The organism is Mycobacterium sp. 155 (genome assembly GCF_000373905.1).
Taxonomy (GTDB): Bacteria; Actinomycetota; Actinomycetes; order Mycobacteriales; family Mycobacteriaceae; genus Mycobacterium.
Genome location: NZ_KB892705.1, coordinates 3,991,585 through 4,015,995, shown reverse-complemented (window position 1 = coordinate 4,015,995; position 24,411 = coordinate 3,991,585). Strand labels below are relative to the sequence as shown.

The 24,411-nt window shown below is 67.0% G+C and carries 16 protein-coding genes; 13 read left to right on the top strand and 3 right to left on the bottom strand.

Translation table 11 applies throughout. The features are described 5' to 3' along the window. The first annotated feature begins 8 nt into the window (after nt 1-8). Genes B133_RS0119030 through B133_RS0119020 form a run of 3 tightly spaced genes read left to right on the top strand, consistent with a single transcriptional unit; the run spans nt 9 to nt 2,597 of the window. Nucleotides 9-806 carry an ABC transporter ATP-binding protein gene (locus B133_RS0119030; RefSeq protein WP_018603320.1) on the top strand — a complete coding sequence of 266 codons (798 nt, stop codon included), beginning with the start codon at nt 9-11 and terminating at the stop codon, nt 804-806. After that, entirely contained in the window at nt 796-1,770 is a 975-nt protein-coding gene (locus B133_RS0119025) for a glycosyltransferase (RefSeq protein WP_018603319.1), read from the top strand. Before B133_RS0119030 ends, B133_RS0119025 begins: the two co-directional genes overlap by 11 nt. Further along, nucleotides 1,767-2,597 carry an ABC transporter permease gene (locus B133_RS0119020; protein ID WP_018603317.1) on the top strand — a complete coding sequence of 277 codons (831 nt, stop codon included), beginning with the start codon at nt 1,767-1,769 and terminating at the stop codon, nt 2,595-2,597. Before B133_RS0119025 ends, B133_RS0119020 begins: the two co-directional genes overlap by 4 nt. A 4-nt stretch (nt 2,598-2,601) precedes the next feature. On the opposite strand, the gene B133_RS0119015 is transcribed toward B133_RS0119020, so the two are convergent. Then, the gene (locus B133_RS0119015) at nt 2,602-3,015 is read right to left on the bottom strand and encodes a pyridoxamine 5'-phosphate oxidase family protein (protein WP_018603315.1); all 414 of its coding nucleotides are present in this window, start codon (nt 3,013-3,015) and stop codon (nt 2,602-2,604) included. Between the two features lie 92 nt (nt 3,016-3,107). On the opposite strand from B133_RS0119015, the gene B133_RS0119010 reads away from it, so the two are divergent. Next, nucleotides 3,108-4,499 carry an HNH endonuclease signature motif containing protein gene (locus B133_RS0119010; RefSeq protein ID WP_018603313.1) on the top strand — a complete coding sequence of 464 codons (1,392 nt, stop codon included), beginning with the start codon at nt 3,108-3,110 and terminating at the stop codon, nt 4,497-4,499. Between the two features lie 55 nt (nt 4,500-4,554). Here B133_RS0119010 and B133_RS0119005 read toward each other — a convergent pair whose 3' ends face one another. Further along, nucleotides 4,555-6,297, bottom strand: a complete 1,743-nt coding sequence (locus B133_RS0119005; protein WP_026256630.1) for a CocE/NonD family hydrolase — start codon at nt 6,295-6,297, stop codon at nt 4,555-4,557. A gap of 135 nt (nt 6,298-6,432) precedes the next feature. Continuing rightward, the gene (locus tag B133_RS0119000) at nt 6,433-7,059 is read right to left on the bottom strand and encodes a trimeric intracellular cation channel family protein (protein ID WP_018603309.1); all 627 of its coding nucleotides are present in this window, start codon (nt 7,057-7,059) and stop codon (nt 6,433-6,435) included. A 48-nt stretch (nt 7,060-7,107) separates the two neighbouring features. On the opposite strand from B133_RS0119000, the gene B133_RS0118995 reads away from it, so the two are divergent. The 9 genes from B133_RS0118995 (at nt 7,108) to B133_RS0118955 (ending at nt 24,392) form a co-directional block, all read left to right on the top strand. Further along, nucleotides 7,108-7,512, top strand: coding sequence for a GtrA family protein (locus tag B133_RS0118995; RefSeq protein ID WP_036419428.1), 405 nt, complete (start codon nt 7,108-7,110; stop codon nt 7,510-7,512). Nucleotides 7,513-7,544: 32 nt separating this feature from the next. Next, the gene (locus B133_RS0118990) at nt 7,545-8,930 is read left to right on the top strand and encodes an FAD-binding oxidoreductase (RefSeq protein ID WP_018603304.1); all 1,386 of its coding nucleotides are present in this window, start codon (nt 7,545-7,547) and stop codon (nt 8,928-8,930) included. A 127-nt stretch (nt 8,931-9,057) separates the two neighbouring features. Then, nucleotides 9,058-9,444, top strand: a complete 387-nt coding sequence (locus tag B133_RS0118985) for a Fur family transcriptional regulator (RefSeq protein ID WP_085974303.1) — start codon at nt 9,058-9,060, stop codon at nt 9,442-9,444. 38 nt (nt 9,445-9,482) lie between these two features. Further along, entirely contained in the window at nt 9,483-11,684 is a 2,202-nt protein-coding gene (katG, locus tag B133_RS0118980) for a catalase/peroxidase HPI (RefSeq protein ID WP_018603298.1), read from the top strand. A 132-nt stretch (nt 11,685-11,816) separates the two neighbouring features. Further along, complete coding sequence (locus B133_RS0118975) at nt 11,817-12,593, top strand: decaprenylphospho-beta-D-erythro-pentofuranosid-2-ulose 2-reductase (protein WP_018603296.1); 777 nt, start codon at nt 11,817-11,819, stop codon at nt 12,591-12,593. Further along, nucleotides 12,593-14,560, top strand: a complete 1,968-nt coding sequence (locus B133_RS0118970; protein ID WP_018603294.1) for a galactan 5-O-arabinofuranosyltransferase — start codon at nt 12,593-12,595, stop codon at nt 14,558-14,560. Before B133_RS0118975 ends, B133_RS0118970 begins: the two co-directional genes overlap by 1 nt. Further along, nucleotides 14,550-17,804: an arabinosyltransferase domain-containing protein gene (locus B133_RS0118965; protein ID WP_036418741.1), complete on the top strand. Its 3,255-nt coding sequence runs from the start codon at nt 14,550-14,552 to the stop codon at nt 17,802-17,804. Before B133_RS0118970 ends, B133_RS0118965 begins: the two co-directional genes overlap by 11 nt. Nucleotides 17,805-17,877: 73 nt before the next feature. After that, nucleotides 17,878-21,168 carry an arabinosyltransferase domain-containing protein gene (locus B133_RS0118960; RefSeq protein ID WP_018603290.1) on the top strand — a complete coding sequence of 1,097 codons (3,291 nt, stop codon included), beginning with the start codon at nt 17,878-17,880 and terminating at the stop codon, nt 21,166-21,168. After that, complete coding sequence (locus tag B133_RS0118955) at nt 21,165-24,392, top strand: arabinosyltransferase domain-containing protein (RefSeq protein ID WP_018603289.1); 3,228 nt, start codon at nt 21,165-21,167, stop codon at nt 24,390-24,392. Before B133_RS0118960 ends, B133_RS0118955 begins: the two co-directional genes overlap by 4 nt. Nucleotides 24,393-24,411 lie beyond the last annotated feature (19 nt).

The window sequence follows — 24,411 nt, the reverse complement described above, 5'->3', positions numbered from 1 at the left end:
GTCCGCCGTTGTCCGATCCGCATATTTCCACGCGTGACGCGTGGGTCGAGTTCCCGATCTTCGACGCCAAGACCCGCTCGCTGAAGAAGGCGTTCCTCGGCAGAGCCGGCGGTGCCATCGGGCGCAACCAGTCCAACGTCGTCGTCATCGAAGCGCTGCGCGACATCACGATGTCGCTGGAGATGGGTGACCGGGTGGGCCTGGTCGGCCACAACGGCGCCGGGAAATCCACGCTGCTGCGCCTGCTTTCGGGTATCTACGAGCCGACCCGTGGTTCGGCCACGGTTCGCGGCCGGGTGGCACCGGTCTTCGACCTCGGCGTCGGCATGGACCCGGAGATCTCGGGGTACGAGAACATCATCATCCGCGGGCTGTTCCTCGGACAGACCCGTAAGCAAATGCTGGCCAAGGTCGACGAGATCGCCGAGTTCACCGAGCTGGGCGAATACCTGTCGATGCCACTGCGCACATACTCGACCGGCATGCGAGTACGGCTCGCGATGGGCGTGGTCACCAGCATCGATCCGGAGATCCTGCTGCTCGACGAGGGCATCGGCGCGGTCGACGCCGACTTCCTCAAGAAGGCACAGTCTCGGCTGCAGGGTCTGGTCGAGCGGTCCGGAATCCTGGTGTTCGCAAGCCATTCCAACGAGTTCCTGGCCAGGTTGTGCAAGACCGCTATGTGGATCGACCACGGCACGATCAAAATGGCCGGCGGCATCGAAGAGGTCGTCCGCGCCTACGAGGGCGACGACGCCGCGCGCACTGTCCGTGAGGTGCTGGAGGAAACCGCGCGTGGAGCCTGACACAGTCTGCGCGGTGGTGGTCACCCATCGGCGCCGCGAACTGCTGGCGAAGTCTCTGGATGCCGTGGTCGGCCAACGACGTCGCCCGGATCATCTGATCGTCGTCGACAACGACGACGATCCCGCGGTGCGAGAGCTGGTGACGGGGCAGCCGGTGCCTTCGACCTATCTCGGGTCTCGCCGGAACCTGGGCGGTGCGGGCGGTTTCGCACTCGGCATGCTGCACGCGCTGGCTCTGGGATCCGATTGGATCTGGCTGGCCGACGACGACGGCCGCCCGGCCGACTCCACCGTGCTGGCCACCCTGCTGGCGTGCGCCGAGCAGCACTGCCTGGCTGAGGTCTCACCGATGGTGTGCAACCTCGACGATCCCGACCGACTGGCCTTCCCGCTGCGCCGCGGTCTGGTGTGGCGCCGGCTGGTGTCAGAACTGCAGACCGAGGACTCAACCGTTTCCGGAGATCTGCTGCCGGGCATCACGTCGTTGTTCAACGGAGCCCTGTTCCGGGCCGCCACCGTGGAGGCCGTCGGCGTTCCGGATCTGCGCCTGTTCGTCCGCGGCGACGAGGTCGAACTGCACCGCCGATTGGTGCGCTCCGGGCTGCCATTCGGAACCTGTCTGACCGCAAAGTACCTGCACCCGTGCGGCACCGACGAGTTCAAACCGATCCTGGGCGGACGGATGCACACCCAGTACCCCGATGACCAGACCAAGCGGTTTTTCACCTACCGCAACCGCGGCTATCTGCTCTCCCAGCCGGGACTGCGCAAACTGCTTCCGCAGGAGTGGTTGCGGTTCGGCTGGTACTTTCTGGTGTCCCGCCGCGACCCCGCGGGGCTGCGCGAGTGGATTCGCCTGCGGCGCTTGGGTAGACGCGAAAGGTTCGGGATGGACCTTCGGGGTGAGCGAAGCGACGGGAAAAAACCTCGGGGCGAGCGAAGCGACGGGAAAGATAGGCGATGACGTTCACCGATGCGGCGGCGCAGTCCAAGACCATGAGCCGGGCCTGGGCCGATCTGACCGAGGGGTTCGGCAAACGCGAGCTGTGGCTTCATCTGGGCTGGCAGGACATCAAGCAGCGGTACCGCCGCAGCGTGCTCGGACCGTTCTGGATCACGATCGCCACCGGTACCACGGCAGTGGCGATGGGCCTGCTGTACTCGAAGCTGTTCAAGCTGCCGCTCGAGGAGCACCTGCCCTACGTCACACTCGGGCTGATCCTCTGGAACCTGATCAACGCGTCCATTCTCGAAGGCTCCGAGGTGTTCATCGCCAACGAGGGGCTGATAAAACAGTTGCCGACACCGCTGTCGGTTCACGTCTATCGGCTGGTGTGGCGGCAGATGATCCTGTTCGCCCACAACATCGTCATCTTCGTGGTGATCGCGATCGTCTTTCCCAAGCCGTGGAAATGGGTTGATCTGGCGGCCATCCCGGCTCTGGGCCTCATCATGCTCAACTGTGTGTGGGTGTCGCTGTGCTTCGGCATCCTGGCCACCCGCTACCGCGACATCGGCCCGCTGCTGGGCTCGGTGGTGCAGCTGCTGTTCTTCATGACGCCGATCATCTGGAACGAATCCACGCTGCGGCAGCAGGGCGCCGGATCGTGGGCCAAGATCGTCGAATTGAACCCCCTGCTGCACTATCTCGACATCGTGCGGGCCCCGTTGCTGGGCGCTGACCAGGAGGTGCGGCACTGGGTGGTGGTTCTTGCCCTCACGGTGATCGGCTGGGGCTTCGCGGCCGTCGCGATGCGCCAGTACCGCGCGCGGGTGCCGTACTGGGTGTGACGGGTCAGTCGGGCTGAGTGCCGAACTCGAAGTAACGCCCGGAGATCTCGTGAGGCGTGATCCGCACGTAGCGACGTTTCACGGTCGCCGTCCAGGGCAGTAGCTGCGCCCGCTCGGCCGCGGCGATGTCCTCCGGGGTCTCCAACAGTTCGGCGGCACCGCGCACGATCACGCTCCAGCCGTTCATCAGGTTGTGGTCGTCAACCTCGAACACCACCCGGTCGCTGAGTATGGAGGTGATCAGCTTGGTGCCCTCGGCCGTGCGGAACAGCACAGTGTGCCGCTGCACGACGAAGTTGACAGGGAAGATTTCGATTCTGGTGCCGATCGTCGTGACGAGGCGACCGAGCGCCACGCTGGCCAGCAGGTGCCAGCTTTCGTCTTCACCGAGGATCGACACCGGATACTCGGGCGCCATACCCGAACCCTAATCGACAGCCGGGCCAGCGCGCGCTGCTCCCGAGGATATTTGCTGGACAGAGAGTGGTGAGCACGGGTACTATAGAACATATGTTCGAATCTATGGCATTGTCGGAGCTCCTCGGCACCGCCGTCCGCGCCCAGCGCACCGAGCGTTCAGGGATAGCCGAACAGCTCATCGCGATCGGCACCTACGCCATTCAGCGCATGGACGAAGAGGCTGATAAACACGACTTCTGGTGCGTCGACGACTTAGATGTCGTCGCCGCCGAGGTGGCCGCCGAACTGGGCATCAGCCGCGCCCGCGCCCTGACCAAGATGAATTACGGCAAGACCCTCGTCGACCGTCTGCCCCAACTCGCCCAAGTCTTTGTTGCCGGCGATCTGGACTTCCGAGTGTTTGCCATCATCGACTACCGCACCGGGCTGATCACCGACCCCGACATCCTCGGCACCGTCGACACCGAACTGGCCGGCCGCGCGCCCGGCTGGAACCACCTATCCGACAAGAAGATCGCCGAACTCCTCGACTGGCTGGTCATCACCCACGATCCCGATGCCGTGCGGGTGGCCCGCAGCGCCGCCGAAGACCGTCACCTCGAGATGGACACCCCCTGCAACGGCGTCACCGAAATCTGGGGCAGCCTGCGTGCCTCCGATGCGGCCGCCTTGACCCACCGCCTCGACCAGCTCGCCGCCACCGTGTGCCCCAACGACCCCCGCACCAAACGGCAACGCCGCGCCGACGCGACCGGCGCCCTATCCGAATACCAAACCACCATGCCCTGTATGTGCGGTTTACCCGACTGCCCCGCCACCGAGAACGCCGCCAGGCCGATCAGCCCGTTCGTCATTCACGTGCTCGCCGAACCCGCCACGCTCGACGCCGCCAGCGACACCCCCGGCTACGCCTCCGAACTCGGCCCCATCCCGGCCGACACCGTGCGGGAAATGGCCACCCACGCCAAGATTCGACCCCTGACCCACCCAGCCGCCTCCCCTGCCGAACCGCACTACCGACCGTCACCAGCACTGGCCGAGTTCATCCGTTGCCGCGATCTGACCTGCCGCTTCCCCGGATGCGACACCCCGGCCGAGTACGCCGACATCGACCACACGGTGCCCTACCCCGCCGGACCAACCCACGCCTCAAACCTGAAGACCCTGTGCCGTTTTCACCATTTGATGAAGACCTTCTACACCACCTGGAACGACCAACAACTCCCCGACGGCACGGTCATCTGGACCTCACCAACCGGACGGACCTACACCACCAAACCCCATGGGGCACTGTTCTTCCCGCAACTATCGGCACCGACCGGTGACCTCAACCTGCCGAAGCGCCCGCGATTGGACATCCCGGCACGCGGGTTGGCCATGCCCACCCGTCGCCGCACCCGCGCCCAAGAAAAGGCCTACCGGATCGAAACCGAACGAAGATCCAACCGCATCCGCTACGCTGCCGACCCCCCACCCTTCTAAGGGCGCCCAGCGTTAGGCGACAGCAGCCTGCACGCCAACCCAGCGGCCGGTCCTGTCAGCGTGTGGCCAACACCGGCAGCAGCAGGCGCGACGACGATCGCACAGTGTTCAGACTGCTGGTGCCGACGCTCGCGTGCCGGAAGTTCATGATCGCCGGTGTGTCTGGGTCTTGGTCGTCACCGGTCAGCACCAGCCGGATGCGATGACCAGTCTTGAAGCGACGAGCATTGGGCACCAGGGGGATTCGATACGTGACGGCTTCCCCGATCGGCACCGCGACCGGCGTCCGACAGGGCAGCACGGGTGCACCAGGCAGGCTGGCCGCTTCGTCGACCTCGCGCAGGCTGGCGCGTAACCATCCCGCGGTGACGTCTTCGACGCTGCCGTCGGGTGCGACGTCCTGCAGCGTCGCGATCCAGGCGGTGTCGGCAGCGGTGGCCGAGGCCAACAGCCTCAGCTCGATGGCGCCGACGACGTCGATCGCGGCGCCCAGCGGTGCACCGGTCCACGACAGCGACGCCGGCGGGTCGATGGGACTGCTCCGGGCCCGTCCCAGACCACCGCCGAGAACCATGAACTCGCGGGCACCCGAGGCACCTTCGTCCTCGGCAAGCGTGCCGTCGGCGCGCAGCGCCAACTCCCGGTGCTCGCAGTCGGGCGGCCACGACGGGGACGTGTTCCATTCGTCGGCTCCCGGTAGGTAGTACCGGACCGCCGGTCCGTCGACGATGCCGGTGTCGCGGCCCTTGAGCCAGTGGTCGTACCAGGCAAGCGCCTCGACGTGCAGGCTCTCCCACGGCCAGGTCAGGCCGAACTCACCGAGCATGCCGATCCTGACCGCCGGGCTGTTGGACAACGCCTGCCACGTGGCGAAGGTCGACGGCAGGTGCAATGGGGCATTCTCCCAGTCACAGCCGAGATAGACCGGTATGTCGACGGTTTCGAGCAGCGGTATGAGATTTCGCTCCTCCCACCACTCGTCGCGGGTGGGATGTTTGACGACGACGTCGAGCCACAGATCGTCCCACGGATGCGGCTCATGCGGCAGTTTGAGCATCGCGTGCATCATCGTGACCGCGGCCTCGCCGTTCATCGTGGCGAACTTGTGGTGGATGCGCGGGGTGGTCAGGAGGTGCCGGAGCCCGCCGAGCAGTGGGCTCCGCCACACATGGTCGCTGCGCTCGGCGGTAAGGCCCAGCATCGACAGAAACGGCGTCACGAACGAAGCGCTGCAAAGGCCATGGTGCATCGCGGCCTCGTACAGGTCGGCAGTGACGGCCACCGGGAAGACTGCTTTGAGATGCGGCGGCCGCTCGACAGCGGCTTGGAGTTGGGTCATGGCGAAGTAGCTGATCCCGATCATGCCGACGTTGCCGTCACACCACGGCTGGGCGGCCGCCCACTCGACGAGGTCGTGCATGTCGCGGCGTTCCGCGGAGTCGAAGAACCCGAACGTACCGCCGGATCCCCCGGTGCCGCGCACGTTCGCGATGACATGGACGTAGCCGCGCGGCACCCAGAAATCCGTGGCGCCCGCCTCGATGAAACCGGCGGGCGCCCCGAGATCTTGGATCTGGCGTGGATAGGGCGATGCCGCGATCAGAGCGGGGAATCGGCCGTCTGCGTCGGGCCGGTGCACGTCGGCGAGCAGTGTGGTGCCGTCCCGCACCTCGACCGCGACGTCGAGGTCGTGGCGGGTGCCGTACCGCGGTTCGCTGAGGTTGCGGTAGTTGCGACCGGTGGTCTGAGGGCCGTTGAGTTGGCGCTGGCCGGGCTGGGTTCCCGAAACGGTGGACATGGTGACCTCCCGGACCATGGTGACTCTGGTCCACCAATCGTCCACGAAGAGGGCAACTCCAGGGGATGAATACGCCTGGTCGATACCGGGCCGCGTGGATCAGCGCCGCGGAGCTGCTGTGGCGTGGGCGCAGCGCTAGGAATCCCCGCCGACGAAGAGGTCGCGCGGGCCGGTGGGCAGCCGCCAGTGGAAGGCCAGACCGGCCAGCCGCAACGCGGTGGCCAACACCGTGCCGGCCACCAGACCGATCCACTGCGGGCCGAAGTAGTCGATGACGGCATAGGTCGTCGCACCGATCATTGCCGGAACCGCATACAGATCGTCCTGCCCCATCAGTAACGGGATCTCGCGGACCAGCACATCGCGGACGATGCCGCCGCCGATCGCGGTGGTGACACCGATCAGTACGGCCGCGAACCAGGTCGCCCCATGGTCGGTGGCGAAGGCCGCACCCGACGTCGCGAAGAAACCCATCCCGACGGCGTCGAGGGTGAGCACGATCCGCCGCATTCGGATGAAGATCCGGGCCGTCGCCGTCGCCACCGCCGTCGCGACCACGGCGACCGTGACGTTGGGCCAGTGCTGGATCGACGTCGGCGGGGTGACGTCGAGGAACAGGTCACGCAGCACACCGCCGCTGACTGCCGTCAGCACACCCAGCGCCGCGATGCCGAACAAATCGAAGCCTTTGCGGATCGCGACCATCGCCCCCGACGAGGCGAAAACCGCGATACCGCCGTAGTTGAGGACCGTCTGCAACACGTCTGAACCGTAGGCGCTCGCTAAGCTGCCGTGGTGGCCGAACCCGTCATGTCGCCGACCCAACGCCTGAGCCTCAAAACCCAGGTGTTCCGGTTCATCGTCACCGGCGGGTTCTCCGCGATCGTCGACTTCGGCCTGTACGTGCTGCTCTACAAGGCCTTCGGGCTGCCTCCTGATCCGTCCAAGATGATCAGCTTCGTGGCCGGTACCACCACCGCCTACCTGCTGAACCGGCGCTGGACGTTCCAGGCGCCGCCGAGCACGGCCCGGCTGATCGCGGTCTGGGTGCTCTACCTCGTCACTTTCGTCGTCCAGGTCGGCCTCAATCACCTGTTCCTGCATCTGCTGAACTACACGCCGATGGCCGTGGTCGTTGCCTTCGTCATCGCCCAGGGCACCGCGACCGTCATCAACTTCATCGTGCAGCGGGCGGTCATCTTCCGCCTGCACTGAGTGGCCGCCGCGGCGCGGTACCCTCCTTAGCGATGTCGACCACCGATTTCCCGACCACGGACAAGCGCCTGATGGGCTGGGGCCGCACCGCACCGACCGTCGCGCAGGTGCTCTCCACACCTGATCCCGAGGTCATCGCCAAGGCTGTCGCGCGGGCCGCCGAGCAGGGCGGACGCGGTGTGATCGCACGCGGTCTGGGGCGCTCCTACGGCGACAACGCGCAGAACGGCGGCGGCCTGGTCATCGACATGCCCGCGCTCAACCGGATCCATTCGATCGATGCGGAAACCCGGATCGTCGACGTGGACGCCGGGGTCAACCTCGATCAGCTGATGAAGGCGGCGCTGCCGTTCGGGCTGTGGGTCCCGGTGCTGCCGGGTACCCGGCAGGTCACCATCGGCGGGGCAATCGGCTGCGATATCCACGGCAAGAATCACCACAGCGCGGGAAGCTTCGGCAATCACGTCCGCAGCATGGATCTGCTGACCGCCAACGGCGAGGTGCGCAAGCTCACGCCGGACGGCCCGGAGGCCGAACTGTTCTGGGCGACGGTCGGCGGCAACGGGCTGACCGGCATCGTCCTGCGCGCCACCATCGAGATGACGCCGACGGAGACCGCGTATTTCATCGCCGACGGCGACGTCACGCACACCCTCGACGAGACCATCGCCTTCCACAGCGACGGCAGCGAGGACGACTACACGTACTCATCGGCCTGGTTCGACGCCATCAGCGCCCCACCGAAGCTGGGCCGCGCCGCCATCTCCCGCGGGTCGCTGGCCAAAGTCGACCAGCTGCCCAAGAAGCTGCAGAAGAATCCGCTGAAATTCGATGCGCCGCAATTGCTTACGATTCCCGACATCGTTCCGAACGGGATGTTGGTGAGCAAGTACACCTTCGGCCCGATCGGCGAAGTCTGGTACCGCAAATCGGGCACCTACCGCGACAAGGTGCAGAACCTGACGCAGTTCTATCACCCGCTGGACATGTTCGGTGAGTGGAACCGCGCCTATGGTCCGGCCGGTTTCGCGCAATACCAGTTCGTGGTCCCCACGGAGGCCGTGGAGGAGTTCAAGGGCATCATCTACGACATCCAGCGCTCCGGACACTACTCATTCCTCAACGTGTTCAAGCTGTTCGGCAAGGGCAATCAGGCGCCGCTGAGCTTCCCGATCCCCGGCTGGAACGTGTGTGTCGACTTCCCCGTCAAGCCGGGTGTCGGTGAGTTCCTCACCGACCTGGATCGCCGGGTACTGGAGTTCGGTGGGCGGCTCTACACCGCCAAGGATTCGCGCACGACGGCCCAGACGTTCCATGCCATGTACCCGCGCATCGACGAGTGGATTGCGGTGCGGCGCAAGGTAGATCCGGACGGGGTGTTCGCCTCCGACATGGCGCGCCGACTGGAACTTCTGTAGTCCGGATACGCCGGAACGGGCGGCGGGAGTAGCCGAGAACTTTTTCTTGACTAATTCCAGAAAAGGGACGAGACTTCAGGGCGTGGCGACGACTGCGGACCTCCAGCGAGTGCTGCGGACCGCCGGCATGCGAGTGACCCGCCCCAGGGTGGCAGTGCTTACGGCGGTGCATGCACATCCTCACGCCGACACGGATTCGATCATCCGCGCCGTGCGTGAAGAGCTGCCCGAGGTGTCACACCAAGCCGTCTACGACTCGCTGCACGCGTTGACCGCGGCGCGCCTGGTGCGACGGATCCAGCCCTCCGGATCCGTAGCCCGTTACGAGTCACGGATCGGCGACAACCATCACCACATCGTGTGCCGCTCGTGTGGCGCCATCGCCGACATCGATTGTGCGGTCGGCGTAGCCCCCTGCCTGACCGCGTCAGAAGACCATGGCTTCGAGATCGACGAGGCCGAGGTCATCTACTGGGGCACTTGCCCCGAATGTTCCACTGCTCCAAGTAGATAACTCACAAACAGCCCACCCCAGCCCGGAAAGGATTTGTCATGGCCGAGACCGAAACTCACCCCCCCATCGGCGAAGCTCAGACCGAACCCGCCGAAAGCGGTTGTCCCATGCGGATCAAGCCTCCCGTCGAGGGCGGTAGCAACCGCGACTGGTGGCCCAATGCGGTGAATCTCAAGATCCTGCAAAAGAATCCCCCCGCCGTCGACCCGACGGACGAGGGCTACGACTATCGGGAAGCCGTCAAGACCCTCGATTTCGAGGCCTTCGAGCGCGATTTCGACGAGCTGCTGACGAATTCTCAGGACTGGTGGCCTGCCGACTTCGGGCACTACGGCCCGCTGTTCGTCCGCATGTCGTGGCACGCCGCGGGCACCTACCGAGTCGAGGACGGCCGCGGTGGCGGCGGACGCGGTATGCAGCGCTTCGCTCCGCTGAACAGCTGGCCCGACAACGTCAGCCTGGACAAGGCCCGCCGTCTGCTGTGGCCGCTGAAGAAGAAGTACGGCAAGAAGATCTCGTGGGCCGACCTGATCGTCTACGCCGGCAACCGCGCCATGGAGCACATGGGCTTCAAGACGGCCGGCTTCGCCTTCGGTCGCCCGGACTTCTGGGAGCCCGAGGAGGACATCTACTGGGGCGCCGAGCACGAATGGCTGGGTTCGCAGGATCGTTACGCCGGCACTGACCGCACCAAGCTGGAAAACCCGCTGGCCGCCAGCCACATGGGTCTGATCTACGTCAACCCCGAAGGCCCCGAAGGCAAGCCGGATCCCGTTGCCGCGGCCATCGACATCCGCGAGACCTTCGGCCGGATGGCGATGAACGACATCGAGACCGCCGCACTGATCGTCGGCGGTCACACCTTCGGCAAGACCCACGGTGCCACCGACATCGAGAACGGCGTGGAGCCCGAAGCCGCCCCGCTGGAGCAGATGGGCCTCGGCTGGGCCAACCCGGGCGTCGGCAACGACACCGTCAGCAGCGGCCTCGAGGTGACCTGGACCCACACCCCCACCAAGTGGGACAACTCGTTCCTGGAGATCCTCTACAGCAACGAGTGGGAGCTGTTCAAGAGCCCCGCGGGCGCCAATCAGTGGCGTCCCAAGGACAACGGCTGGGCTAACTCGGTGCCGATGGCACAGGGTAAGGGCAAGACCCACCCGTCGATGCTGACCACAGACCTGTCGATGCGGATGGACCCGATCTACGGCGAAATCACCCGCCGGTGGCTGGATCACCCGGAGGAACTGGCCGAGGAGTACGCCAAGGCCTGGTTCAAGTTGTTGCACCGTGACATGGGACCGGTGGCGCGCTACCTCGGACCGCTGGCGCCGAAGGAGACCTGGCTGTGGCAGGACATCGTGCCTGCCGGTAAGACGCTGTCCGCCGCGGATGTCGCCGCGCTCAAGACGGCCATCGCGGAGTCGGGTCTGAGCGTCCAGCAGTTGGTGGACACCGCATGGAAGGCGGCCGCGTCGTACCGCTCCAGCGACATGCGTGGCGGTGCCAACGGCGGCCGGATCCGGCTGCAGCCGCAGCTCGGCTGGGAGGTCAACGAGCCCGACGAGCTGGCCCAGGTGATCCGCAAGCTCGAGGAGATCCAGCAGGCGTCCAACACTGGCGTGTCCTTCGCCGACCTGGTGGTCCTCGGCGGCGTCGTCGGCCTGGAGAAGGCGATCAAGGATGCCGGCTTCGATGTCGCGGTGCCGTTCACCTCGGGTCGCGGCGATGCCAGCCAGGACCAGACGGACATCGAGTCCTTCGCCTACCTGGAGCCCAAGGGCGACGGTTTCCGCAACTACGTGGGCAAGGGCGACACCCTGCCGTCCGAGTACCGGCTGATCGACCGGGCCAACCTGCTCGGTCTGACGGCTCCCGAGATGGCCGTGCTGGTCGGCGGTCTGCGGGTGCTCGGCGCCAACCACGGCGGCTCAGATGTCGGCGTGTTGACGAACAAGAAGGGTCAGCTGACCAACGACTTCTTCGTCAACCTCACCGACATGGGCACCAAGTGGGCGCCGGCACCGGCCGACGACGGCACCTACGTCGGCACCGACCGGGCCACCGGCACGCCGAAGTGGACCGCCAGCCGGGTGGACCTGCTGTTCGGCTCCAACTCGCAGCTGCGGGCACTGGCCGAGGTGTACGCCCAGGACGACGCACGCGAGAAGTTCGTCAAGGACTTCGTCGCGGCGTGGACCAAGGTGATGGACAACGACCGGTTCGACCTCGAGGTCTGATCGGCAAGTAACCGAAGTACCCGAACGCCCAGGTCGGCCTCGCGGCCGCCTGGGCGTTCGGCGTTCGGCCGTGGGAAGAAGGCCGCACGGTACCCTCGTCACGATGTCCCCCGAGGCTTGGAGCTGCGTTAGATGGTGTTCGACGCCGTAGGTAACCCCCAGACGATCCTGCTGCTCGGCGGCACCTCAGAGATCGGGCTGGCAATCTGTGAGCGCTATCTGCGCAACGCCCCGGCCCGTATCGTGCTGGCCGCGCTGCCCGACGACCCGGGCCGAGACGGTGCGGTGGCCCAGATGCGTGCTGCAGGCGCCAAAGAGGTCGAGGTGATCGACTTCGACGCCGTCGACACCGCCAGCCATCCCGCGGTCATCGACAAGGCATTCGACGGAGGCGATGGCCCCAGAGATATAGACGTCGCGATCGTGGCGTTCGGGCTGCTCGGGGATGCCGAGGAACTGTGGCAGAACCAGCGCAAGGCCGTGCAGATCGCCGAAATCAACTACACCGCAGCCGTTTCGGTCGGTGTGCTGTTGGGCGAGAAGATGCGCGCGCAGGGCTCCGGGCGCATCATCGCGATGAGCTCCGCGGCCGGTGAGCGCGTGCGTCGCTCGAACTTCGTCTACGGCTCGACCAAGGCCGGCCTGGACGGCTTCTACCTCGGCCTCGGTGAGGCACTGCGGGAATTCGGTGTCCGGGTACTGGTGATCCGGCCCGGCCAGGTGCGCACGCGGATGAGCGCGCACGTCAAGGAAGCCCCGCTGACCGTCGACAAGGAATACGTCGCCGACCTGGCGGTCACCGCTTCGGCCAAGGGCAAGGAGCTGGTCTGGGCGCCAGGGGCGTTCCGCTACGTGATGATGGTGTTGCGGCACATCCCGCGACCCATCTTCCGTCGGCTCCCCATCTGATGCGGGCCGGACTCCTCGGTCCGGCCAGGGTGGTCGGCCAGATGGTCATCGCCGCCCTGATCGCCTCGGTGGTTGCCGGCGTGGCGATCACCGCGATCGCCCGGGTGCAGTGGCCGGCCTACAACACCTCCAACCAGTTGCACGCCCTGACCACCGTGGGCCAGTTCGGTTGCCTGGCAGGGCTTTTCGTGTCGGGTCTGATCTGGCGGCGCGGATGGCGCACCCTGGCCCGCCTTGCCGCGCTGATCTTCCTGTCGGCCTTCTCGGTGGTGACGCTGGCGATGCCGCTGGGCGCCACCAAGCTGTACCTGTTCGGGGTGTCGGTGGACCAGCAGTTCCGCACCGAGTACCTGACCCGGCTCACCGACACCGCGGGCCTGCATGACATGACCTACTTCGGGCTGCCGCCCTACTACCCGGCGGGCTGGTTCTGGATGGGCGGGCGGATCGCCGCCTGGACCGGGACCCCGGCCTGGGAGATGTTCAAACCATGGGCCATCGGCTCCATCACCGTCGCCGCGGCGCTGGCACTCGTGTTGTGGGCGGCCATGGTCCGGTTCGAGTACGCGTTGGTCGTCACCACGGCCAGTACCGCCGCCATGCTGGCCTATTCGCCGGCCGAACCGTATGCCGCGATCATCACCGTGCTGCTGCCGCCCGTACTGGTGCTGGCCTGGTCCGGGCTGGGCGCGCACGCGAGGAGCACAGAAGGAGACGCGCACGCGAGGAGCACAGAAGGAGACGGCGGCACCCGCAACGGCGGGTGGGCGGCCATCGTCGGCACCGGCATCTTCCTCGGCGTGGCCGCCCTGTTCTACACGCTGCTGTTCGCCTACTGCGCGTTCACGCTGGCCATCATGGGGCTGCTGCTGGCAGCCGCCCGCAGGCACTGGGACCCGTTGCTGCGGCTGGTCGTCATCGCGGCGATCTCGGGGCTCATCGCCCTGATCAGCTGGGGCCCGTACCTGCTGGCCGCAGCCAAGGGCCGGCCCGCCGACAAGGGCACCGCCCAGCATTATCTGCCCGACGCCGGCGCGCAACTGACCTTCCCGATGCTGAGCTTCACGCTGCTCGGGGCGCTGTGCATGGTCGGCACGCTGTGGCTGGTGGTGCGGGCGCGTAACTCGCGCGAAGAGCAGACGGCTGCAGCGCTGGCCTTCGGCGTGGTCGCGATCTACGCCTGGTCGCTGCTGTCGATGCTGACCACGCTTGTGGGCACCACGCTGCTGTCATTCCGGCTGCAGTCGATGCTGACCGTGCTGCTGACCACTGCGGGGGCGTTCGGGTTCATCGAGGCGACGCTCGCGATCGCCCGGCGCTATCAGCCGGACACCCGGCGACGCGTCATCGCCGTGGCAGCGACGATCGGCGCCGTCGGCGCGCTCACGTTCAGCCAGGACATTCCCGACGTGCTGCGTCCCGACATCAACGTCGCCTACACCGACACCGACGGCACCGGTGTACGTGCTGACCGCAGGCCGCCCGGCGCCGAGCAGTACTACCGCGAGGTCGACGCCAAGATCCTTGAGGTCACGGGCGTCCCGCGGGACCAGACCGTGGTGCTCACCGCCGACTACAGCTTCCTGTCGTACTACCCGTACTACGGCTTCCAGGGACTGACATCGCACTACGCCAACCCGCTGGCCCAGTTCAAGGAACGCGCAGCCACCATCGAGGGCTGGGGCACACTGAGCACCGCCGACCAGTTCATCAAGGCCCTCGACGGGCTGCCCTGGAAGGCGCCGACGGTGTTTCTCATGCGCCGCGGCGCCGGCGATACCTACACCCTGCGGCTGGCCTCCGACGTCTATCCGAACCAGCCCAATGTGCGCCGCTACCACGTGGAGCTGAACTCAGCGCTGTTCGACGATCCGCGGTTCCACCTGTCGGATGTGGGGCCGTTCGTACTGGCCATCCGCAAGCCTGATCAGAACGCCAGTCAGAAAGCGACTCCCGATGGCCGTTGACGCGCCGATAGCATCGAAACCCGTGATCGCTACGGGCGCCAACCACCGGACAGCGCGACTCATCGCCATCGTCGCCGGTCTGCTCGGTGCGATCATGGCCATCGCCACCCCGTTCCTGCCGGTCAAGCAGACCACTGCGCAGCTCAACTGGCCACAGAACGGCACCTGGCAGAGCGTCGACGCCCCACTGATCGGATATGTCGCCACCGACCTGACCATCAACGTGCCGTGCCAGGCCGCCGCGGGGCTAGTCGGCCCGCAGTACCGCGAGCGCACGGTCCTGCTGTCGACCGTGCCCAAGCAGGCGCCCAAGGCCGTCGACCGCGGTCTGCTCATCGAACGCGTCAACAACGACCTGCTGGTCATCGTCCGCAACACCCCGGTGGTCAGCGCCTCGCTGGATCGGGTGCTCAGCCCCGCATGCAAGTACCTGACCTTCACCGCGCACGCCGACAAGGTCACCGGCGAGTTCGTCGGACTTACGCAGGGCCCGTCGAGTGACCCGTCCCAGGATCCCAATGCGCCGCTGCGCGGTGAGCGCAGCGGCTACGACTTCCGCCCGCAGATCGTCGGCGTCTTCACCGATCTGTCCGGCCCCGCGCCGGAAGGTCTTACCTTCTCGGCCACGATCGACACGCGGTACAGCAGCTCCCCCACGCTGCTCAAGATGCTGGCGATGATCATCGGCGTCGCCATGACCATCGTCGCCCTGGGCGCTCTGCACGTGCTCGACGCCGCCGACGGCGTCAAACAGCGGCACTTCCTGCCGGCCCGCTGGTGGTCGGTGTCGCCGCTGGACGCGCTGGTCAGCGCTGTGCTGGTGTGGTGGCATTTCGTCGGCTCCAACACGTCCGACGACGGCTACATCCTCACCATGGCCCGGGTGTCCGAACACGCCGGCTACATGGCCAACTACTACCGCTGGTTCGGCACCCCTGAAGCCCCCTTCGGCTGGTACTACGACCTGCTGGCGCTGTGGGCGCATGTCAGCACCGCCAGCGTGTGGCTGCGGTTGCCGACGCTGGTGATGGCGCTGGCCTGCTGGTGGGTCATCAGCCGCGAGGTCATCCCACGACTCGGGCACGCCGTCAAACACAGCCGGGCAGCGGCATGGACCGCGGCCGGCATGTTCCTGGCGTTCTGGCTACCCCTGAACAACGGGCTGCGCCCCGAGCCCATCATCGCCCTCGGCATCCTGCTGACGTGGTGTTCGGTGGAACGCGGCGTGGCCACCAACCGGATGCTGCCGGTCGCCATAGCGATCATCATCGGTGCGCTCACCCTGTTCTCCGGTCCCACCGGCATCGCCGCCATCGGCGCGTTGCTGGTGGCCGTCGGACCACTGAAAACCATTGTGGCCCGGCATACTTCCCGCTTCGGGCACTTGGCCCTGCTGGCTCCGATCCTGGCCGCGTGCACGGTCACCATCATCCTGATCTTCCGGGACCAGACGCTGATCGGTGAGATCCAGGCCAGCACCTTCAAGTCGACCGTGGGTCCGAGCCTGGCCTGGTTCGACGAACACATCCGTTACGAGCGGCTGTTCACCACGAGCCCCGACGGCTCGGTGGCTCGACGCTTCGCGGTGCTGACTCTCCTTCTGGCGCTGGCGGTTTCGATCGCCATGTCGCTGCGGAAGGGCCGCGTGCCCGGCACTGCGGCGGGTCCGAGCCGACGCATCATCGGCATCACGATCATCTCGTTCTTCGCGATGATGTTCACCCCGACCAAGTGGACCCATCACTTCGGCGTGTTCGCCGGCCTGGCCGGCTCCCTGGGGGCGCTGGCCGCGGTGGCGGTGACCGCCGCGGCGATGAAATCGCGACGCAACCGCGCCATGTTCGGCGCGGCCGTGCTGTTCGTGACGGCGCTGTCGTTCGCGACCGTCAACGGGTGGTGGTACGTGTCGAACTTCGGCGTGCCGTGGTCGAACTCGTTCCCGCAGTGGCACTTCGGCTTCACCACGATCCTCCTCGGGTTCTCGGTGCTGGCACTGTTGCTGGCCGCCTGGTTCCACTTCAGCGGACGTGACGTGTCCCCCGCCGGCCCGCCGGGCCGATGGCAGCGGCTCGTGCAGGCACCACTCGCGATCGCCGCGTGGGTGCTGGTGATGTTCGAGGTGGTGTCACTGACTCTGGCGATGATCAACCAGTACCCGGCCTGGTCGGTGGGACGCTCCAATCTGGAGGCCCTGACCGGTAAGACGTGCGGGCTGGCCAGCGACGTGATGGTCGAGGAGAACCCGAACGCGGGCATGCTCACGCCGATCGACCAGCCCCCCAGCCAGGCGCTCGGTGCGGTCACCTCACAGGGGTTCACCTCCAACGGCATCCCGTCGGACGTCTCGGCCGACCCGGTGATGGAGCAACCCGGCTCCACCAACTTCGCCGACACCGAATCCGGCACCACGACCGCCAGCCAAGGCGGAACCGAGGGCGGGACCACGGCCGCGGCAGGCGCCAACGGGTCGCGCGCGCGGCTGCCCTACGGCCTCGACCCCGCCACCACACCGGTGCTGGGCAGCTGGCGGGCCGGCACCCAGATTCCGTCGGAGCTGCGTTCGGCGTGGTACCGGCTGCCGAACCGGGATACCGCCGGGCCTCTGCTCGTGGTGGCAGCCGCCGGACGGTTCAATGCGGGCGAGGTCGTGGTCCAGTGGGCCACCGACAAGCAGGCTGCCGCGGACCGGCCGGGAGGCAGTCTCGGCTTCGCCGACGTCGGGTCAGCCCCGGCATGGCGGAACCTGCGGGCGCCGCTGGCGGCCATCCCGAGCGACGCCACCCAGATCCGGCTTGTCGCGACCGACGACGATCTGGCCCCGCAGCACTGGATCGCGGTGACCCCGCCGCGGATCCCCACCCTGCGCACCCTGCAGGACGTGGTGGGCTCGACCGATCCGGTGATGCTGGACTGGCTGGTGGGCCTGGCCTTCCCGTGCCAACGGCCGTTCGGCCACCAGTACGGCGTGATCGAGGTGCCGAAGTGGCGGATCCTGCCGGACCGGTTCGGCGCGGAGGCCAACTCGCCGGTGATGGACTACCTGGGCGGCGGGCCACTGGGCATCACCGAGTTGATGTTCCGGGCCGCGACAGTGCCGACCTATCTCAAAGACGACTGGTTCCGGGACTGGGGTTCTTTGCAGCGGCTGACACCGTGGTACACCGACGCCGTGCCGGCCCGGCTCGACCTGGGAACCGCCACCCGCAGCGGGTGGTGGAGCCCGGCTCCGCTACGGCCCAGCTGAGCGGATCACGACTCAGCGACCACGCGGCAGGGGAAACCGGGACTCACATGTGGGTCGCATACCATCGACCCTCGTGCCGGGCGATGAGCGACATGAACGAGAAACAGGTAATACAGCCACTGATCGAACCCGCATCGCTCGCCTGATCGCGATCATCGCCGGCGTCGCGGGTGTGGTGCTGTGCGGACTGGTCCCACTGCTGCCGGTCAAACAGACCACTGCGACCATCCTGTGGCCGCAGGGCACCGGTACCGACGGCAACATCACCAACATCACGGCGCCGCTGGTGTCCGGGGCCCCGCAGGCCCTCGACGTCTCCATCCCTTGTCACGCCATCGCGACCCTGCCCGCGGCGGGCGGGCTGGTGTTCTCCACCATTCCGCCCGATGGCATCGACGCCACCCGCAACGGTCTGTTCGTCCGGGCCACCGCCGACACCGTCTTCGTCGCGTTCCGCGACACCGTCACCGCCGTCGCGCCACGTGCCGCAGTCAACGCGGGGACGTGCAGCGCGCTGCACATCTGGGCCAACCTCGGCGGTGTGGGCGCTGACTTCGCCGGCATTCCCGGCGCGACCGGCACCGCGGCCGTCGAGAAGAAACCCCAGGTCGCCGGCGTGTTCACCGATCTGAAGGTGGCGCCGCAGCCCGGCCTGTCGGCACGGGTAGACGTGGACACCCGGTTCATCACCAGCCCGACGGCGCTCAAGCTGCTGGTGATGGCGCTCGGCGTGGTCTGCGTGGTGGCCTCGATCGTGGCGCTGGCCGTGCTGGACCACCACGGCGCCCACCGGGTGCGCGGTGCGTGGCGCCGATTTCTACGAGTGCCCGTTGCGACATGGATCGCCGACGCAGGCGTCGTCGGGACGCTGCTGCTGTGGCACATGATCGGCGCCATCTCATCCGACGACGGCTACAACCTCACCATCGCACGGGTATCCGCCGACGCCGGCTACACCGCCAACTACTTCCGCTACTTCGGCACCACCGAGGCTCCCTTCGACTGGTATCAGTCGGTGCTCGCGCACTTCGCTGCCATCAGCACCGCAAGCGTATGGATGCGGGTGCCCGCAACCCTGGCCGCCATCGGCACCTGGCTGCTGTTGAGCCGCTGGGTGCTGCCCCGGCTGGGTCGCAAACTCGCCACCAACCGCATCGCGGTGTGGACGGCCGGCGCGGTGTTTCTGGCGGCCTGGCTGCCGTTCAACAACGGCCTGCGGCCGGAGCCGCTGATCGCCTTCGGCGTGCTCGCGGTGTGGGCGCTCATAGAAAATGCGATTGGAACACGCCGTTTGTGGCCGGCCTGCGTGGCTGTCATCGTGGCGATGTTCAGCGTGACGCTGGCCCCGCAGGGCCTCATCGCGCTGGCACCGCTGCTGGTCGGGGCCCGTGCCGTCGTCGGCATCATGAGGGCCCGGCGTATCGCACTGCCCGCGCTGGCGGCCCTGGCCGGGTCGGCCGCGCTGGTCTTCGTCATCGTGTTCCGCGACCAGACCCTGGCCACGGTCGCCGAATCGGCCCGGATCAAGTACACCGTCGGCCCGACCATCTCCTGGTACCAGGAGTTCCTGCGCTACTACTTCCTCACCGTGGAAGATTCTGTGGACAGCTCGCTGACTCGGCGGTTCGCGGTGCTGACCATGCTGCTGTGCCTGTTCGGCATGATGGCTGTGCTGCTGCGCAAGGGCCGGGTACCCGGGCTGGCCAGCGGCCCGGTGTGGCGGCTGCTCGGTGTCACCGCGATCGGCCTGCTGCTGCTGCATTTCACACCGACCAAATGGGCCGTGCAGTTCGGTGAGTTCGCCGGGCTGGCCGGCGCGCTCGGCGGCGTTACGGCGTTCGCGTTCGCCCTGGTGGGCCTGCACAGCCGACGCAACCTCGCGCTGTACGTGACGGCGCTGCTGTTCGTGCTGGCCTGGGCGACGTCCGGGATCAACGGCTGGTTCTACATCGGCAACTTCGGCGTGCCGTGGTTCGACCGCCAGCCCGTGCTCGCCGGGCACCCCGTGACCACGATGTTCCTGGTGCTGGCCATCATCACCGCGGTGCTCGCCGGCTGGCTGCACTTCCGCATCGACTACGCCGGGCACACCGAAGTGGCCAATACCCGGCGCAACCGCGCACTGGCCTCCACACCGCTGCTGGTGGTCGCGATCATCATGGTTGTGCTCGAGGTCGGCTCGATGGCCAAGGGCTTCGTCCAGCGCTACCCCGTCTACACCACCGCCAAAGCTAACCTGAGCGCACTGAGTTCGGGGCTGTCGAACACGAGCTGCGCGATGGCCGACGACGTCCTGGTCGAAGCCGACACCAACGCCGGCATGCTGCAGCCCGTACCGGGCCAGACCTACGGCGAGTACGGGCCGCTCGGTGGCGAGAATCCGGTCGGGTTCACCCCCAACGGGATCAGCGACACCCTGGAGCCGCCGAAACCCGTCGTCGCCAACCCCGGCACCGTGAATTCCGACGGCTCCCCCAACAAACCCAACGTCGGTATCGCCTACGCGGCAGGCACGGGCGGCGGCTACGGACCGACCGGCATCAACGGATCCCGCGTGTTCCTGCCCTTCGGTCTCGACCCCGCCCGCACCCCGGTGATGGGCAGCTACAAGGAGAACACCGTCGCCGCCAAGGCCACCTCGGCCTGGTATCAGCTGCCGCCCCGCAGCCCCGACCGGCCGCTCGTCACCGTCGCCGCCGCCGGCGCCATCTGGTACTACGACGAGGAGCACGAATTCCACTACGGCCAGTCGCTGAAGCTGCAGTGGGGTGTACACCGTCCCGACGGCAGCTACCATGCGCTCAACTCGGTCCAGCCGATCGACGTGTTCGCCCAATTCGCTTGGCGCAACCTGCGTTTCCCGCTGGCCTGGGCGCCGGCCGAGGCCAACGTGGCGCGCATCGTCGCCGACGACCCGAACCTGAGCGATGACCAGTGGTTCGGGTTCACCCCGCCACGGGTGCCGACGCTACAGACCGCGCAGCGGTTCCTCGGTTCGCAGACCCCCATCCTGATGGACATCGCGACCGCCGCGAACTTCCCGTGCCAGCGCCCGTTCTCCGAGCACCTCGGTGTTGCCGAGCTGCCGGAGTACCGCATCCTGCCCAACGTCAAGCAAGTGGTGGTGTCGTCGAATATGTGGCAGTCCGCCCAGAAGGGTGGCCCCTTCCTGTTCATTCAGGCGCTGCTGCGCACGTCGACGATCCCGACGTATCTGCGCGACGACTGGTATCGCGACTGGGGCTCGATCGAGAAGTACGACCCGGTGGTACCGCCTGAGGCGGCACCCATTGCCCACATCGATCAGGGGACAAAGCGAGTGTTCGGCTTCAGCCGGCCCGGACCGATCCGGGCCCTGCCATGACCACGACGGAACTCAAGCCCGCCGAGAGTGCGCCGGCGGCGGCGAAGGACGTGAAGACGGCCCGCTGGGTCGCCATGATCGCCGGTCTGATCGGGTTCGTCTGCTCGGTGCTGACGCCGCTGCTGCCGGTGGTGCAGACGACGGCGACGCTGAACTGGCCCCAGGGGGGGCAGCTGAACAGCGTTACCGCACCGCTGATCAGCGAGACGCCGGTCAATATGACGGCGACGATCCCGTGTGACCTGATCCGCTCACTGCCGCCCGAAGGTGCCCTGGTGCTGGGCACCGCACCCAAGGAGGGCCGACAGGCCCCGCTCAACGCGCTGTTCGTCAACGTCACCAGCAAGCGCGTCGACATCACCGACCGCAACGTGGTGATCGCCAGCGTTCCCCGGGAGAAAGCGGTCGGCGGTGCCGGCAGCCCCGGATGTTCCCGCATCGAGATCACGTCCTCGGAGGCGGGCACCTTCGCCACGTTCGTCGGGTTGACGAGTACCGACGGCGGGCAGGAGCGCACGGGCTTCGCCGACCCGAATCTGCGGCCGGCGATCGTCGGCGTCTTCACCGACCTGAGCGGGCCTGCGCCGCAAGGACTTTCCCTGTCGGCGACCATCGACACCCGGTTCACCACCACCCCGACGGCGCTCAAGCTGACGGCGATGCTGCTGGGCATCGCGGCCACCGTGATCGCGGTGCTCGCGCTGTGGCGCCTCGACCGGCTCGACGGCCGCCGGATGCACACCCTGATCCCGTCGCGTTGGCGCACGTTCAGCGCGGTCGACGTGGTGGTGGTCGGCGGGTTCTTGGTGTGGCATGTGATCGGCGCCAACTCGTCCGACGACGGCTACATCCTGCAGATGGCCCGCGTGGCCGATCACGCCGGATACATGTCGAACTACTTCCGCTGGTTCGGCAGCCCCGAAGACCCGTTCGGCTGGTTCTACAACCTGCTGGCGCTGATGACCCATGTCAGCGACGCCAGCATCTGGATGCGGCTGCCCGACCTGATCTGCGCATTGGTGTGCTGGCTGCTGCTCTCCCGCGAGGTGCTGCCGCGGCTTGGGCCCGCCGTCATCGCGAGCAAGCCCGCCCTGTGGGCCGCAGGCCTGGTGCTGATGGCCGCCTGGATGCCGTTCAACAACGGTCTGCGTCCCGAGGGCCAGATCGCCACCGGCGCGCTGATCACCTACGTGCTGATCGAACGTGCCATCATTTCCAGCAGGGTCACCCCCGCCGCGCTGGCGATCATCGCGGCGGCGTTCACCCTCGGCATCCAACCCACCGGGCTCATCGCGGTTGCCGCGTTGCTGGCCGGTGGCCGTCCGATCGTGCGCATCCTGGTGCAGCGCCACAAGGTGGTCGGCACGTGGCCGCTGATCCTGCCGTTGCTGGCCGCCGGAACCGTGATCCTCACGGTGGTGTTCGCCGACCAAACACTGGCAACGGTGTTGGAGGCCACCAGGATTCGCACGGCCATCGGGCCCAGCCAGGCCTGGTACACCGAGAACCTGCGCTACTACTACCTGATCCTGCCGACGGTCGACGGATCGCTGTCGCGCCGGTTCGGCTTCATGATCACCGCGCTGAGCCTGTTCACCTCGATGTTCATCATGTTGCGGCGCAAGAGGATTCCCGGCGTGGCCCGCGGACCCGTGTGGCGGTTGATGGGCATCATCTTCGCGACCATGTTCTGCCTGATGTTCACCCCGACCAAGTGGGTGCACCACTTCGGTCTGTTCGCCGCCGTGGGTGCGGCGATGGCCGCGGTGGTCACCGTGCTGGCGTCGCCCGCGGTGCTGCGGTCGGCACGCAACCGCATGGCATTCACCTCGGCTGTGCTGTTCGTGATGGCACTGTGTTTCGCCACCACCAACGGCTGGTGGTACGTCTCCAGCTACGGCGTGCCGTTCAACAACGACAAGCCGGCCATCGGTGGCATCACCGTGAGCACCATCTTCTTCACGCTGTTCGTGATCACCGCACTGTGGGCGTTCTGGCTGCATTTCCGTCCGGGGACAGGCGGCAAGCTGACCCGGGTGCTGACCACGGCGCCGGTACCGCTCGCGGCGGGGTTCATGTGCGTCGTGTTCGTCGGCTCGATGCTCTACGGCGTGGTACGCCAGCACGGCACCTACTCCAATGCATCGTCCAACCTGCAGGCGCTAAGCGGTGGTTGTGGTCTGGCCGACGACGTGCTGGTCGAACCCGACACCAACAACGGCTTCCTGACGCCGCTGCCCGGTGACTACGGCCCGCTGGGCCCGCTGGGCGGCACCGCACCGACCGGGTTCACCCCCAACGGTGTTCCGGATCACATTGTCGCCGAAGCGATTCGGTTGACCGTACCGATACCGGGCATCGATTCCGACTGGGATGCTCCGGCCAAGCTGAAGACCCCGGGCATCAACGGTTCGACCGTGCCGCTGCCCTACGGTCTGGACCCGGCCCGGGTTCCGGTGGCCGGCAGCTACGTGGAAGGGTCTGCGCAGCAGGAGAGCAAGCTCGCGTCGGCGTGGTACCAGCTGCCCGCCCCCGATCCCGGCAGCCCGCTGGTCGTCGTGACCGCTGCCGGAACCATCACGGGTAATAGCGTTTTCAACGGCCGCACCGAGGGCCAGACCGTCGAGCTGGAATACGGACGTCCGGGGCCCGACGGTGCACCGGTGGCCGCGGGCCGGCTGGTGCCCTATGACCTCGGGCCCATCCCGTCGTGGCGCAACCTGCGGTTCGACCGCAGTCAGATCCCGGCCGACGCGACGTTCGTCCGGGTCATCGCCGAGGACAAGTCACTGAGCCTGGGCGACTGGATCGCCATCACCCCGCCGCGGGTGCCCGAGGTCAAGACCGTTCAGCAGTACATCGGCTCAGAGCAGCCGGTACTGATGGATTGGGCAGTCGGCCTGGCCTTCCCGTGCCAGCAACCGATGCTGCACGCCAACGGCGTCACCGAGGTCCCGAAGTTCCGCATCACGCCGGACTACAACGCCAAGATGAAGGACACCGACACCTGGGAGGACGGCATCAACGGTGGCCTGCTGGGCATCACAGACGTGCTGCTGCGGCAACACGTGATGGCGGCGTATCTGAACAAGGACTGGGGCCGGGACTGGGGCTCATTGCGCAGGTTCGACACCATCGTCGACGCCACACCGGCGCAGATCGACCTGGGCACCGCCACCCGCAGCGGGCTGTACACGCCGGGCAAGATCCGCATCCAGCCCTAGCACTTCGCGTCGAGTGGCC